Here is a 13,238-nt window from a genome sequence, read left to right on the forward strand (position 1 = left end):
GCTGTTCCGATAAATAGCTTGTTTCGGAACGGTCGTGCGGGTAGTGGGATCTATCCGAACACCCGCTCAGATTCGGACAGTTCGCCGTCTCCACTCCCCGCGCATCCGCGCTGCTCAGCGGGTGTTCAGCGCCGCTCCCAGCCGTTCCGGATCGGTCGTCGGCGCGTCACACGTGAAGTTACGGCAGACGTACGCCGCCGGTTCACCGCCGACGAGCGGACGGTCGGCGAGCAGCGGGAACTCGTCACTGTCCGGAGTCCCCGCGGCGACGACGGCACCCGGGGCGGTGCCGAGCAGGGCCGTGCGGTGCAGGGCGGCCGTCTTCTCGTCGGCGAGGGACGGCCCGACGACCGCGACCTCCCGGGGCCCGTCGAGCAGCGCCTCCGCGACGGCCAGCCCCCACCCGATGAACCGGGGCACGCGCGGTCCGAGCGTGTGGACGACGCCCAACGCCCGCTCCGCCGCGGCCCGGTGCGGCTCCGATCCCGTGTGGGCCGCATAGCCCAGCAGGGCGCCGGCCGCCGCCGTCCAGCCGGACGGGGTGGCGTTGTCGGTGGGGTCCTGGGGGCGGCGGATGAGCCGCTCGGCGTCGGAGGCGGTGTCGTACAGGGCGCCGCTCTCCGGGTCGACGAAGCGGGCCAGCACATGGTCGAGAAGCAGCCCGGCGAAGTCGAGCCAGACCCCCTCGCCGGTCACGGACGCGAGCGCGAGGAAGCCCTCGGCGACGTCGGCGTAGTCCTCCAACACGCCTGCGTTGGGCCCCACCCGGCCGTCCCGGCTGGTCCGGGCGAGCCGGGCCTGCTCGTCGAGATGCACCCGTACGAGGAGATCGGCGGCGCCGACGGCGGCCTCGACGAGATCGGGCCGGCCGAAGTAGGCACCGGTCTCGGCGAGCGCGGCGATCGCGAGCCCGTTCCAGGCGGCGACGACCTTGTCGTCCCGCCCGGGGGCGGGCCGCTCGGCACGCTGCGCGAGGAGCCGGTCCTTGACGGAAGCGATCCCCTGGGCGTCAAAAACCCCTTCCTCCTGCGGAAGCTGGAGAACGGACCGCCCCTGCTCGAAGGTGCCTTCCTCGGTCACCCCGAAGTACCGGACGGCGAGTTCGGCGTCCTCGTCCCCGAGGGCGGCACGGAGCTGCTCGGGGGTCCACACGTAGTACGCGCCTTCGACATGCCGCCCACCTCCGTCGTCGCTGTCGGCGTCGAGCGCCGAGGCGAACCCGCCCTCGTTCGTGCGCAGTTCGCGCACCATGAAGTCGGCGGTCTCCAGCGCGACCCGCCGGGCGAGATCCGAGCCGGTGGCCCGCCACAGGTGGGCATAGACGCGGCACAGCAGGGCGTTGTCGTACAGCATCTTCTCGAAGTGCGGCACCACCCAGTCCCGGTCGACGGAGTAGCGGGCGAACCCGCCGCCGAGCTGGTCGTAGATACCGCCCCGGGCCATCCGCTCACAGGTGTCCTGGGCCATCTGCAGCGCGCCCTCGGCCCCGGTCCGCGCATGGTGACGCAGCAGGAACTCCAGCACCATGGACGGCGGGAACTTCGGCGCGCCGCCGAATCCGCCGCGCTGCGCGTCGTACTCGCGGGTGAGCCCGAGGAGGGCCTGGGCGAGTTCCTGCTCGCCGGGCGCCTGGGCACCCTGGTGGCTGATCTCCCGCTCCGCGAGGTCGCGCACGATCTTCCCGGCGACCTCACCGACCTCGTCGCGCCGCTGGTACCAGGCATGCCGGACACCCTCCAGCACCTGCCGGAAGGAGGGCATGCCGTGCCTGGGCTCGGGCGGGAAGTAGGTGCCGAAGTAGAAGGGTGCGGCGTCCGGCGTGAGGAAGACGGTCATGGGCCAGCCGCCCTGACCGGTGGCCGCCTGGACGGCCTCCATGTAGACGGCGTCGACGTCGGGGCGCTCTTCCCGGTCGACCTTGATGTTGACGAAGTGCTCGTTCATGAAGGCGGCGGTCACGTCGTCCTCGAAGCTTTCGCTCGCGAGGACGTGACACCAGTGACAGCTCGAATAGCCGACGCTCAGCAGCACGGGAACACCCCTCTGCCGCGCCTCGCCGAATGCCTCGGCCGACCAGGGCCACCAGTCGACGGGGTTGTCGGCGTGCTGGAGCAGGTAGGGCGACGTTTCGTGAGCCAGTCGATTCGGCATGCTCCCATCCTGCCCCACGCGTTCCGGTCAGTCCTGCGGCGGCTCGACCTTCCGCCTTGGGCGCACCCGGGAGTGGTCCAGGCCATCGCGCCGTCGGCCGTCGTCGGACGTTCGCGGCGAGCCGGCGCATCGCCCAGGTGCCGGACGGTTCACCCGTCCACCTCCACCACGGGCTCCGGCACCGCGTAGAAACGCATCGACACCGGGCGCGCCCCCTCCGGAGCCTCCTCACGGAGGTGACCGTAGCGCTGGCAGAGGGCGTGGTACTCGCGCAGGAAGGCGAGGAGTTCCTCCCTGGTCATCCAGGTGCCGTGGCGCTGGACCTGGGCCCAGCCCTCGGGGCCGCGGTACTCCTGGTGGGCGCGGCGGAAGAGGGCGGTGTCGACCTCGATCTTGAGGTGGGCGAGCTGTTCGGCGGCCGCGTACTCCTCGGGGGACATCGTGGCCGGGTCGGGTGTGGTGTGGCTGAAGGGGAGCACCCGCCACCAGCGCTCGCGCCCGCCGGACTTCTCCGGGATCTCCTCGATGAGCCGCTGCTCGGCGAGTTTGCGCAGGTGGTAGCTGGTGGTGCCGGAGCTTTCGCCGAGTTCGCGGGCGAGGACGGTGGAGTTCGCCTCGCCGTGCCGGCCGAGGTAGTCGAGGATCCGGCGGCGCAGCGGGTTGCCGAGGGACTTGTAGAGAGCGGTGCGCTCAAGGCTTGTCATCTCGGGCATGCCGTCGGTCATGCGGCCACCGTAACCCTGAGAACCCTGAGACGTCCCTGATGTATGCCGAATTTTCTTTGCAGAGTTTTCTCTGCGGTCTACGGTGGGGGCCGGATGACGAAACGGGGCTGTGATGAAGGAAACGGGGGCCGCGATGAAGAAGTGGACGCTGATCCTGCTCGGCACAGGTGCCGTCCTGCTCGTGCCATGGGTGGTGGTGCTCGCCGTGACCCTCCCGGGCAGCGCGGAGGTCCGGCACTGGTCGCTGGCCTGGATCGGCCTGGACGTCCTGATGGCGGCGGGCTGCGCCGCCACGGCCCTACTCGGCCTGCGCGGCGATCCCCGCGCCCGCCTCACGGCCTCGGCGACGGCGGCGATGGCGGTGCTGGACGGGTGGTTCGACATGACGACGGCCCAGTCGGGCAGCGACTTCGTGCAGGCCCTCGCATGCGCGGTGGCGGAGACGGTGCTGGCGGGGGCGTGCGTGTTCCTGGCGCTGTCCAAGGGGCGCGGCCGGCAGGAGTCACCGTAGCGAAACCGGCCGCACACCAGGGAGTTGCCACGAAATCCTCACTCACCCCGTGATCCCGGACCCCTCGCGTTCCCGCCACCCCCGAAGCACACTCGTAGCCAACGGAGTTGCCACCGGAGGGGGACGGGACATGCGGGACAGCCATCGGGCGGAGGCCGAGCGGCTGCTGGGACGGGCCGTGGAGGAGGAGGTACGGCGCTCCGGCGGCCGGACCGACGGGCAGCTCCTGCTGTCACGGGCCCGCGGCGCACTGGACACCATGGCCCAGAAGGCCGCCGAGGAGTACGAGACCTATACCCGCGCGCTCGACGAGACCGAGGCCGGCCGCCTCACCTTCGGCCAGCGCTACGCACGCGAGGGCGCCGGAACGGCCTTGCTGGTGGCCGCTGTTGCCGCGGTGGCCGCCGCCGTCGCCGACCTCTCCCTCGGCACCGGCACCGGCACGGCCGTGGGCGCGGGCGTCGCCGTGGGCGTGGTGGGTGCCGCGGCCACCGTGGTGAAGGTGGCCGGCTCCCATCTGCCCGCAGCTCACCATCGCGCGGGCGCGGCCGGCCAGCCCGGTGGCCCGGAGCAGCTGCGGCTCCAGTGGCTGACCGCGCTGGAGGTGCGCGGTATCCGCCCGTTCCTCGACCAGCAGCGGGTGATCACCGCCTCCACGGGCCCGGCGAAGACCGGCGGCCCGGCGCTGCGCGGCGCGGACAAGAGCGCGGCGGCCCGCAGGCGTACGGTGCTGGAGCAGTCGTTCGGGCAACTGCCCGAGCCGGACGGCCCGTTCGCGGGGCGCCGTCAGGAGCTGGCGCGGATCAGGCAGTGGGCGCAGTCGGCGCGGGCGGCCACGGAGACCCGGCCCACGGTGGTCGTGCTGCACGGAGAGCCCGGCTCGGGCCGTACGACTCTCGCGGTCCGGGCGGCGCACGACCTCAGGGACCACTTCCGGGGCGCGGTCGTGGTGGACCTGCGCGGCGCCAGCCGGAACGAGCCGCCACTGCCCACCCGGGACGCCCTGCTGCATCTGCTCAACCGGCTCGGCGCACCCCGCGAGCAGTTGCTGTTCCGTGAGCGCTCCTCCCCCGACCAGCAGGTGAAGCGGCTCGGCGAGCTGTACCACCGGACGCTGACCGGTCTGCCGGTGACGATCGTGCTGGACGACGCCTCGGACGCGGAGCAGGTGTGCGCCCTGGTGCCCGACCGCTCCGACAGCCTGGTCCTGGTCACCGCCCGCACGCCGCTCGAACTGCCCGCGGACCTGTCGGCCTGGGTGCATCACCTGCCGGTCGAGGCGCTGGACGCGGCGGGCGCCGAGGAGCTGCTGAGCGCGGCCGCCGAGGACGCGTCGGGGCCGTACGACGCCGAATCCGCCGACCGGATCGGCCGGTTGTGCGGGGGCCTGCCGCTGGCGCTGCGCGTCGCGGGCTCGTCGCTGGGCCCGCGCTCGCCCCGGCAGCTGGCCGCGGACCTCGACGCGTACGGCCCGGTGGAGCCGGTGGAGCGCGTGCTGTGGCTGCGCTACACCGACCAGCCGGAGACCACCCGCCGGCTGCTGAGGAGGCTCGCGCTCGCCGGGCGGTCCTCCCTCGGCGCGGCCGCGGCCGCCGCTCTGCTGGCCACCGACGAGCAGGAGGCCACCCGTCATCTGGTCGCCCTCGCCGGGGCCGGCCTGATCGACCATGTGCGCGGCAGCCGCTACCGGCTGCACGACCTGGTCCGTGCCTTCGCCGAGGCCCGGCTGCTGGACGAGGAGGACCCGGCCGACCGTACGGCCGCGCAGGAGCGGCTGATCGTGAACTACGCGGAGCTGGCCGATTCGGTGCTGCGTCTGGTCGACGGCAACATGTCGACGCGTTCGGACCGGTTCGGCCCGCACGGCTTCACCTCGCTGGACGAGGCGCTGCGCTGGCTGGACGACGAGTCCAGCTTCATCACGGCGGCGCTGCGCCACGCGGAGGGCGTGGACCAGGCCGCCGTGCAGAACCTGCTCGGCGCCCTGTGCGACTACTGCCTGCTGCGCGGCGACCTCTACCGGCTCGGCGAGATCAGCGAGCTGGCCCAGGCCGTCGACCAGGGCCTGCTGGTGCGCTCGGTGCAGTGGCGCACCGGTATCGCGGCCCGCCAGCTGGGCGAGCTGGACAAGGCGCGCTCCACGCTGGCCTCGGTCGTGGACCTGTACCGGGAGGCCCACCACGACGCGGGCGCCGCCCGCGCCCTGTGCTCGCTCGGGATCACCCTGCACCACCAGGGCAACCTCACCGAGGCGGCGGCCAAGCTCCAGGAAGCCCTGGACCTGCAGGCGGCCCCGGAGCTGGCGACGGACCGCGCCTGGACGATGCACGCGCTGGCGGCGGTGCAGCGTGACCGTGCCCGGCTGTCGGAGGCCCTGGACCTGCTCACCCGCTCCCTGGTCCTGCACCGCGAGGGCGGCTCCCTGCACGGCGAGGCCTGGGCCCACTTCCAGCTCGGCCAGCTGGCCCTGCGCATGGGCGACGTGCCGCGTGCGGAGACGGAGCTGCGCTCCGCCCTGGAGCGGTACGGCCGGACGCACGACGCCCGCGGGGAAGCCTGGGCGCTGACCCAGCTGGCCCGGGCGCGGCTGGTCGGCGGCGACGCCTCACCCGCCGTGGAGGGCCTGCGTCAGGCGGCGGCAAGGCACCGGGAGAACGAGGACGCACGCGGCGAGGCCTGGACGCTGTACTACCTCGGCCAGGCTCTGGAGGAGACCGGCGATCTGGACCAGTCGGTCCGGGAGCTCGAGCGCTCCCGGCAGATGTTCTCCCGGATGCGGGACGTCTACGGCCTGGCCTGCGCCCGGCACCACTCGGCCCGGGTCACCCGGGACCAGCGGGCCGCGCAGACGGGCTCGCTGCGCAACTCGGGCTTCGCCCGCCAGCTGCTGGTGGACGCCCGCGCCGACTTCCAGCGCATCGGCGTCGCCCATGGCGAGGCGTGGACCTGCCTGGAGCTGGCGGTGGTGGACGCGGGCAACGCCCGGATCCAGCAGGGGCTCGGCCTGTGCGACGAGGCGCTGACCCTGTTCACGTCCTACGGCGACCGGCGCGGCGAGGACTGGGCGCGCTTCCTGCGCTGCACACTGCTGCCGTACGCGGCGCCGGGCGGGGTGGAGGTGGGGACGGCCGTGGCCCAGGAGGAGCTGGCCCAGCTGGCCCGCACCACGCATCCGCTGCGGGACGAGAAGCTGGACGAGTGGGTGTCGGCCTACGCCCTGCTGCTGGAGCGGGGCGTGAGCCTGGAGGCGGGCTGGCAGGCCTGGCCGCTGCGCATGACACCGGACCGCCACGCCCGGGAGGTGATGGGAGTGGCGGTGCCGGCGGAACGCTGAGCCGCGGTCAGAGCCTGTGTCATATCTCCGGTCGGATCAGCGCGCGGCGTCTGGTGCGTGCGATCGCAAGGCGCCGGAGCACCCTCGATGGGGGTGCCCCCGCGCGAGCGAAGCCGAGCGTGGGGGAGGAGCCACGTGGGTGGTTCGGCAACGCGGCTGGGGGTCCCCCCACGCCCTTAAGGCAGTGGGGGAGTGCGTGCCAGACGCCGCGCGCCCGGCCGGGGATATGACACAGGCTCTCAGCCCCGCTGCGCGGCCGAGTCGGCCTTCTTGTCCGCCTCGGTGTCCGGGGCCTCCTTGAAGTCGACCTTCTGCATGTGCTTGTTCATCGACTTCATCAGGCCCCAGACGGCCAGGGCCATCACCGCGAAGACGATGAAGCCGAGGACGCCGGGGGTGACCTTGTTCTCGTCGACCTCCTTGGCGAGGGGGACGAGATGCGTCAGTGCCAGGCTTGCGCTCATGTCAGGCATTGTCGCGGATGCCCGCGAAGAGGTCGTCCTCGGGGAGGGAGGTGTCGACGAGAGACTTCGCCAGCTCGTACTCCTCCGTCGGCCAGACCTCTTTCTGCAGCTCCATCGGCACCTTGAACCAGCCGCCGTCGGGGTCGATCTGCGTGGCGTGGGCGATCAGCGCCTTGTCGCGGATCTCGAAGAAGTCCGCGCACGGGATGTGCGTGGTCAGCGTGCGCTCGGTGCGCTCGAACTCCTTCCAGCGCTTGAGCCACTCCCCGTACGGCGAGTCCAGGCCGCGGTCGAGCATCGCCTGGTGCAGGGCCTCGGTGCGGGGGCGGTTGAAGCCCTGGTTGTAGTAGAGCTTGAGCGGCTGGTAGGCCGGGCCGTACTCGCTCTCGGGGTACTTCTCGGTGTCCGCCGCGCCCTCGAACGCCACCATCGAGATCTTGTGGGTCATGATGTGGTCGGGGTGCGGGTACCCGCCGTTCTCGTCGTAGGTGGTGATCACCTGCGGGCGGAAGGAGCGGATCTTCCGCACCAGCTCGCCGGCCGCCTTGTCGACGTCCTCGAGGGCGAAGCAGCCCTCGGGCAGCGGCGGCAGCGGGTCGCCCTCGGGCAGGCCGGAGTCGACGAAGCCGAGCCACTCCTGCTTCACGCCGAGGATCTCCCGGGCCTCGTCCATCTCCTTCTTGCGTACCTCGTGGATGTGCTCCTCGATGTACTGGTCGCCCTGGAGCTTGGGATTGAGGATGGACCCGCGCTCTCCGCCGGTGCAGGTCACCACCAGCACGTCCACCTCCTCGGACACGTACTTCGCCATGGTCGCCGCGCCCTTGCTCGACTCGTCGTCGGGGTGCGCGTGCACGGCCATCAGTCGCAGCTGGTCAGTCAAGACTCAATCCTCGGTAGTCGGCGCCCCGTGTCTTGGGGTGCGATCGGCGGCTTCTATAGTGACCGAATCGGGGGGCGAATAATTCCGCGGAGAGGACGATCATGAGTACGGCGAGCGCGCGGCTGCCCGAGGGCCGCTACGGCCGTTCCTCGGACGAGCGTGCCGACCGCAAGCTCAAGGTCGCCGGATCGGTGCTGGGCGCGACCCTGCTCGCACTGGTCGGGTACTTCGCCTACCACTACGTCGCGCAGAACGAGATCAGCGCCCAGGTGATCACCTTCAAGGCGTCGGACGACGCGGTCCAGGTGCATCTGGAGGTCCACAAGGACTCCGGCGCCTCCGGCTACTGCACCCTGCGCTCCCAGTCGGCCGAAGGTGCCGAGGTGGGCCGGGCGGACTTCCGCTTCACCGGTTCGGCCACGCGCATCGACAAGGTCGTCACGCTCCGTACGACCGCCAAGGGCACCACGGCCGAGCTGCTCGGCTGCCACACCGGCTGATCGTTCACCCCGAATGCATACACGCTGACCTGCGTTGATGCGATTCTGATGGCTTATGTCCTCCCCCTTTCGCCATTGAATTGTTAGGCTCGTGGTTTCGCCCTTCCAAGAGGGAACATGCTTCTGGGTAGGGCGATGCTTTGTATTCCCAGTACCGACGAGGAGCACCCTGTGACCCAGACCAGCGAGAACGTCACCTGGCTGACCCAGGAGGCGTACAACAAGCTCAGGGACGAGCTTGAGTACCTTACTGGTCCTGCGCGCACGGAGATCGCCGCCAAGATCGCGGCCGCGCGCGAGGAGGGCGACCTGCGCGAGAACGGCGGGTACCACGCTGCCAAGGAGGAGCAGGGCAAGCAGGAGCTGCGTGTGCGCCAGCTGACCCAGCTTCTGGAGAACGCCCAGGTGGGCGAGGCTCCGGCCTCCGCCGACGGTGCCGTCGCGCCGGGCATGGTCGTCACGATCGCCTTCGACGGTGACGAGGACGACACGCTCGAGTTCCTGCTCGCCTCCCGCGAGTACGCGAGCACCGACATCGAGACGTACTCGCCGCAGTCCCCGCTCGGCGCCGGCGTCATCGGCCACAAGGTCGGCGAGGACGCGGAGTACGAGCTGCCGAACGGCAAGAAGGCCTCGGTGCGGATCCTGAGGGCCGAGCCCTACTCGGGCTGATCCCACCGCCCCGATGCGTACTGCGCCCCCGGCGTCCGCGTGATGCCGGGGGCGCCGCATGTCGTCAGGCGGTCGCCGAGCGGTACTTGCGGACGGCCAGGGTGCGGAATATGACCACGATCAGGACCGAGTAGAGCAGTGAGGCCCAGACCGGGTGCTCCATCGGCCAGGCCGTCGAATGGGACTGGCCGGGGTTGCCGAACAGGACGCGGCTCGCCTGGACGGTGGCACTGAACGGGTTCCACTCCGCGATGTGGCGCAGCCACGGGGTCATGTTGCTGGTGTCCACGAACGCGTTGGAGATGAAGGTCACCGGGAAGAGCCAGACCAGTCCGCCGGAGGTGGCCGCCTCGGGGGTGCGCACGGTCAGGCCGATGAGAGCGCCGATCCAGGTGAACGCGTACCCGAGCAGGAGCAGCAGGCCGAAGGCCGCGAGGACCCGGCCGGCGTTGGTGTCGTGAAAGGTCCCGACCCGCCAGCCGACCAGGAGCGCGACAACGGCGAGGACGAGCAGGGTGAGCGCCGTCTGAACGCTGTCGGCGAGGGTCCGCCCGGTCAGCACCGCACCGCGCGCCATGGGCAGGGAGCGGAAGCGGTCGATGAGGCCCTTGTGCATGTCGTCGGCGATGCCCGCGCCGGAGCTGGCGGTGGCGAAGGTGACGGTCTGCGCGAAGATGCCGGCCATCAGGAAGTTCTTGTAGGACTCGGCGCTGGTGCTGCCGTCGATCTTCATGGAACCGCCGAACACATAGGTGAACAGCACCACGAACATGATCGGCTGGATCAGCCCGAAAATCACCACCTCGGGAATCCGGGACATACGAATCAGATTGCGTTTTGCAACGATCAGCGAGTCGCGGACGGACCGGCTGACGGGGTTGCCGGGCGCCGCGATGCGTACGGCGTCGGTGACGGCACTCACTTCACGGCCTCCTTGCCGTTGGTCTCGCCCTGGTCGGTGGCCTCGGCCACGTGTCCGGTCAGGGACAGGAAGACGTCGTCGAGGGTGGGACGGCGCAGTCCGATGTCGTCTATCTCGATCCCGCGGCTGTCCAGCTCCCGGATGACCTCGGCGAGCAGCTTGGCGCCGCCGGTGACGGGGACGGTGAGCTTGCGGGTGTGGTCCTCGACCGTGGTGTCGCCCTTGCCGAAGCCGCGCAGGACCTCCGCGGCGGTCGGGATGTGCTCGCGCTCGTGCACCACGACCTCGACGCGCTCGCCGCCGGTGCGGGCCTTGAGTTGGTCGGAGGTGCCCTTGGCGATGACCCGGCCGTGGTCGACGACCGCGATGTCGTGGGCGAGGTGGTCGGCCTCCTCCAGATACTGCGTGGTCAGCAGCAGGGTCGTACCGCCGGAGACGAGCTGCTTGATGACCTCCCACAGCTGCTGGCGGTTGCGCGGGTCGAGTCCGGTGGTGGGTTCGTCCATGAACATCACGGGCGGGGAGACCACGAGGGCGGCGGCGAGGTCGAGCCGGCGGCGCATGCCGCCGGAGTAGGTCTTGGCGGGGCGGTCGGCGGCGTCCGCGAGGTTGAACTGTTCCAGCAGCTCGGCTGCGCGCTGCTTGGCCGCCTTGGCCTTCATCTGGTAGAGCTGCCCGACCATCTGCAGGTTCTCCCGGCCGGTCAGGTATTCGTCGACCGCCGCGAACTGGCCGGACAGGCCTATGGAGCGGCGCACGGTGTCGGGGTGTTTGAGCACGTCGACGCCTGCGACGACGGCGCGGCCGCTGTCGGGGGTGAGGAGGGTCGTCAGACAGCGGACCGTCGTCGTCTTGCCGGCGCCGTTCGGCCCGAGCAGGCCGAGGACGGTGCCCTCGGGGACATCGAGGTCGACGCCGTCCAGTGCCCTTACGTCGCCGAAGGTCTTCACCAGGCCTTCGGCATAGATGGCGCCTGGCATGTGGGTCTCCACGTCGTCGGGGATGCTTCGGAAGAGGCTGAGTGCACCACACCATAACGCGATGTATCGCGTCTCTCAATGGGTTTTCCCGGACGAGTGACACCGTCGCTTCAGACCTCGGTCGCGGCCCTAGTCGATGACCGTGTAGCCCGCCTCGCGCAGGGCCTGGCCGACCTCGGCGCAGTGCGCCGGTCCCTTCGTCTCGAGGTGCAACTCCACCTCCGCCTCCGTGAGCCCGAGCCGGGGATCGGTTCGTACATGACTCACGTCGAGGACGTTAGCGTCGACCACTGACAACACCCCGAGGAGCGTGGCGAGGGCGCCCGGCCGGTCCGTCAGCCGCAGCCGAACGGCCAGGTAGCGGCCCTGGGCGGCCATGCCGTGCCGCAGCACCCGCTGCAGCAGCACCGGGTCGACGTTGCCGCCGGACAGTACGGCGACGACCGGGCCGGGGAAGGCGCCCGGCTCCGCGAGCAGGGCCGCGACCGGGCTCGCCCCGGCCGGTTCCACGACCAGCTTGGCCCGCTCCAGCAACAGCAGCAGCGCGGCGGACAGTTGGTCCTCGCTGACCGTGCGCACCTCGTCCACCAGCTCTGCGATGATCCCGAACGGCACGAGCCCCGGCCGCCCCACCTTGATGCCGTCGGCCATCGTCGTCGGGCCCTCCACCGACACCGGGCGGCCTGCCGCGAGCGAGGGCGGGTAGGCCGCCGCGCCCTCGGCCTGCACTCCGACGATCCGCACGTCCGGCCTGAGCGCCTTCACCGCGACCGCGATGCCGGCCGCGAGCCCGCCCCCGCCGATGCCGACGACGATCGTGCGGACCTCCGGGCACTGCTCCAGTATCTCCAGGCCGATGGTGCCCTGACCTGCGATGATGTCCGGGTGGTCGAAGGGGTGGATGAGCACGGCGCCCGTCTGCTGCGCGTACTCCTCGGCGGCGGCCAGCGTCTCGTCGACCACCTGGCCGTGCAGGCGCACCTCGGCGCCGTAGTCCCGGGTCGCACTGATCTTCGGCAGCGGGGCGCCCTTCGGCATGAACACGGTGGCGTGGACGCCGAGCAGGGCGGAGGCGAGCGCGACGCCCTGCGCATGGTTGCCGGCGCTCGCGGCCACGACTCCGGCGGCACGTTCCTCCGGGAGAAGTCCGGCGATCCGGACGTAGGCGCCGCGCAGCTTGAACGAGCCGGTCCGCTGGAGGTTCTCGCACTTCAGGTGCACCGGCGCACCGACCAGCTGGGACAGGTGACGGCTGCCCTCCATCGCCGTCACGCGAGCCACGCCGGAGAGCATCTTCCGGGCTCCGCGCACATCGTCGAGGGTGACGGAGCGCAAGGAGTCAGCGGTGCCATAGCTCATGACTCAAGTCTCGCAGTTCACGCACGTACAGCGCTGGTGTGACCAAGCTCCGAGACCGGTTTGGTCGGCGCCGGTACGGCTTGCCCCCGGGCCGCGTACCCTGTCCCCCAACCCAGCAGCCCTTCATGAAGCGAGCCTCCGGCCATGCCCACAACACCTGAAATGTCGATGGACATGACGACCGTTGGTGACACCGGTCTTCTCGACACCCTCCAGCACGAGGTGGCGGTGTTCGCCCGCCGTGCCGAACAGACCCGGCTCGGCGGCGTCGGACAGGTGCGCAACTCCATGGACCGCGCCGCGTACCTGCTGCTCAACCGCCTCGACAAGGAAGGCCCGATGGGCGTCAAGGCGCTCGCCGCGAGCATGGGGATCGACTCCTCCACGGTCACCCGGCAGGTGGCGCCCCTGGTCGACACCGGGCTCGTCAAGCGCACCTCGCACCCGGAGGACGGGCGTGCGGTGGTCCTCCAGCTGTCTCCGCGCGGGGCCTCGCGGCTGGAGGAGGTGCGTTCGTCGCGGCGTCAGTTGATGGCCGAGCTGACACACGACTGGGCGCCGGAGGAGCGCGAGCAGTTCTGCACGCTCCTCACGCGCTTCAACACCGCGCTCTCCGCGCGCATGGCGGTCCAGGGAGTGCCGTCCCCGGAGCAGCCGCCGGCGTCCTGAGGCCCGCCGCACTGGTGCCGTCCCGAGTATTGACCTCGGGCCGCCACTGGCCTCATATGAGACCGGGT

Annotated in this window: 12 protein-coding genes; 5 read left to right on the plus strand and 7 right to left on the minus strand. The window is 71.0% G+C overall.

What is annotated here, in order from left to right; genetic code table 11:
- Positions 1–114: 114 nt before the first annotated feature.
- Positions 115–2,151 carry a thioredoxin domain-containing protein gene (locus tag ACZ5DS_RS30200; protein WP_468244726.1) on the minus strand — a complete coding sequence of 679 codons (2,037 nt, stop codon included), beginning with the start codon at positions 2,149–2,151 and terminating at the stop codon, positions 115–117.
- Between the two features lie 149 nt (positions 2,152–2,300).
- Positions 2,301–2,876, minus strand: a complete 576-nt coding sequence (locus tag ACZ5DS_RS30205) for an ArsR/SmtB family transcription factor (RefSeq protein WP_468244729.1) — start codon at positions 2,874–2,876, stop codon at positions 2,301–2,303.
- A gap of 112 nt (positions 2,877–2,988) precedes the next feature.
- Here ACZ5DS_RS30205 and ACZ5DS_RS30210 point away from each other — a divergent pair, with 112 nt between their 5' ends.
- Both ACZ5DS_RS30210 and ACZ5DS_RS30215 read left to right on the plus strand, forming a co-directional pair.
- Positions 2,989–3,387 carry a hypothetical protein gene (locus ACZ5DS_RS30210; RefSeq protein WP_468244731.1) on the plus strand — a complete coding sequence of 133 codons (399 nt, stop codon included), beginning with the start codon at positions 2,989–2,991 and terminating at the stop codon, positions 3,385–3,387.
- Positions 3,388–3,517: 130 nt separating this feature from the next.
- Complete coding sequence (locus ACZ5DS_RS30215) at positions 3,518–6,721, plus strand: tetratricopeptide repeat protein (RefSeq protein WP_468244733.1); 3,204 nt, start codon at positions 3,518–3,520, stop codon at positions 6,719–6,721.
- A 239-nt stretch (positions 6,722–6,960) separates the two neighbouring features.
- Here the strand turns inward: ACZ5DS_RS30215 and ACZ5DS_RS30220 are convergent, their stop codons facing one another.
- Together ACZ5DS_RS30220 and mca are read right to left on the minus strand one after the other, a co-directional pair.
- Complete coding sequence (locus ACZ5DS_RS30220) at positions 6,961–7,185, minus strand: hypothetical protein (protein WP_468244735.1); 225 nt, start codon at positions 7,183–7,185, stop codon at positions 6,961–6,963.
- Between the two features lies 1 nt (position 7,186).
- Positions 7,187–8,068: a mycothiol conjugate amidase Mca gene (mca, locus tag ACZ5DS_RS30225; RefSeq protein ID WP_468244737.1), complete on the minus strand. Its 882-nt coding sequence runs from the start codon at positions 8,066–8,068 to the stop codon at positions 7,187–7,189.
- Positions 8,069–8,169: 101 nt separating this feature from the next.
- Here mca and ACZ5DS_RS30230 point away from each other — a divergent pair, with 101 nt between their 5' ends.
- On the plus strand, positions 8,170–8,568 hold the full coding sequence (locus ACZ5DS_RS30230; protein WP_468244741.1) for a DUF4307 domain-containing protein: 399 nt from the start codon (positions 8,170–8,172) through the stop codon (positions 8,566–8,568).
- Between the two features lie 171 nt (positions 8,569–8,739).
- A complete protein-coding gene (gene greA, locus ACZ5DS_RS30235; protein WP_468244744.1) occupies positions 8,740–9,240 on the plus strand; it encodes a transcription elongation factor GreA in 501 nt (166 codons plus the stop codon).
- Positions 9,241–9,304: 64 nt separating this feature from the next.
- Here greA and ACZ5DS_RS30240 read toward each other — a convergent pair whose 3' ends face one another.
- From ACZ5DS_RS30240 to ilvA, 3 genes are all read right to left on the minus strand, one after another.
- Complete coding sequence (locus ACZ5DS_RS30240) at positions 9,305–10,162, minus strand: ABC transporter permease (protein WP_468244746.1); 858 nt, start codon at positions 10,160–10,162, stop codon at positions 9,305–9,307.
- Positions 10,159–11,142 carry an ATP-binding cassette domain-containing protein gene (locus ACZ5DS_RS30245; protein WP_468244748.1) on the minus strand — a complete coding sequence of 328 codons (984 nt, stop codon included), beginning with the start codon at positions 11,140–11,142 and terminating at the stop codon, positions 10,159–10,161. Before ACZ5DS_RS30245 ends, ACZ5DS_RS30240 begins: the two co-directional genes overlap by 4 nt.
- A 129-nt stretch (positions 11,143–11,271) precedes the next feature.
- Positions 11,272–12,501, minus strand: coding sequence for a threonine ammonia-lyase (ilvA, locus tag ACZ5DS_RS30250; RefSeq protein WP_468244751.1), 1,230 nt, complete (start codon positions 12,499–12,501; stop codon positions 11,272–11,274).
- A gap of 162 nt (positions 12,502–12,663) precedes the next feature.
- Here ilvA and ACZ5DS_RS30255 point away from each other — a divergent pair, with 162 nt between their 5' ends.
- Positions 12,664–13,170 (plus strand): MarR family winged helix-turn-helix transcriptional regulator, encoded by a 507-nt coding sequence (locus ACZ5DS_RS30255; RefSeq protein ID WP_468245272.1) that lies wholly within the window; start codon positions 12,664–12,666, stop codon positions 13,168–13,170.
- Positions 13,171–13,238 lie beyond the last annotated feature (68 nt).

The sequence above is a fragment of the Streptomyces sp. NPDC031100 genome (assembly GCF_055570785.1).

Excerpts from the sequence above, each read along its gene's own strand:
- ACZ5DS_RS30200 (WP_468244726.1), bottom strand. The coding sequence starts at position 2,151 with ATGCCGAATCGACTGGCTCACGAAACGTCGCCCTACCTGCTCCAGCAC.
- ACZ5DS_RS30205 (WP_468244729.1), bottom strand. The coding sequence starts at position 2,876 with ATGACCGACGGCATGCCCGAGATGACAAGCCTTGAGCGCACCGCTCTC.
- ACZ5DS_RS30210 (WP_468244731.1), top strand. The coding sequence starts at position 2,989 with ATGAAGGAAACGGGGGCCGCGATGAAGAAGTGGACGCTGATCCTGCTC.
- ACZ5DS_RS30215 (WP_468244733.1), top strand. The coding sequence starts at position 3,518 with ATGCGGGACAGCCATCGGGCGGAGGCCGAGCGGCTGCTGGGACGGGCC.
- ACZ5DS_RS30220 (WP_468244735.1), bottom strand. The coding sequence starts at position 7,185 with ATGAGCGCAAGCCTGGCACTGACGCATCTCGTCCCCCTCGCCAAGGAG.
- ACZ5DS_RS30230 (WP_468244741.1), top strand. The coding sequence starts at position 8,170 with ATGAGTACGGCGAGCGCGCGGCTGCCCGAGGGCCGCTACGGCCGTTCC.
- ACZ5DS_RS30245 (WP_468244748.1), bottom strand. The coding sequence starts at position 11,142 with ATGCCAGGCGCCATCTATGCCGAAGGCCTGGTGAAGACCTTCGGCGAC.
- ilvA (WP_468244751.1), bottom strand. The coding sequence starts at position 12,501 with ATGAGCTATGGCACCGCTGACTCCTTGCGCTCCGTCACCCTCGACGAT.
- ACZ5DS_RS30255 (WP_468245272.1), top strand. The coding sequence starts at position 12,664 with ATGTCGATGGACATGACGACCGTTGGTGACACCGGTCTTCTCGACACC.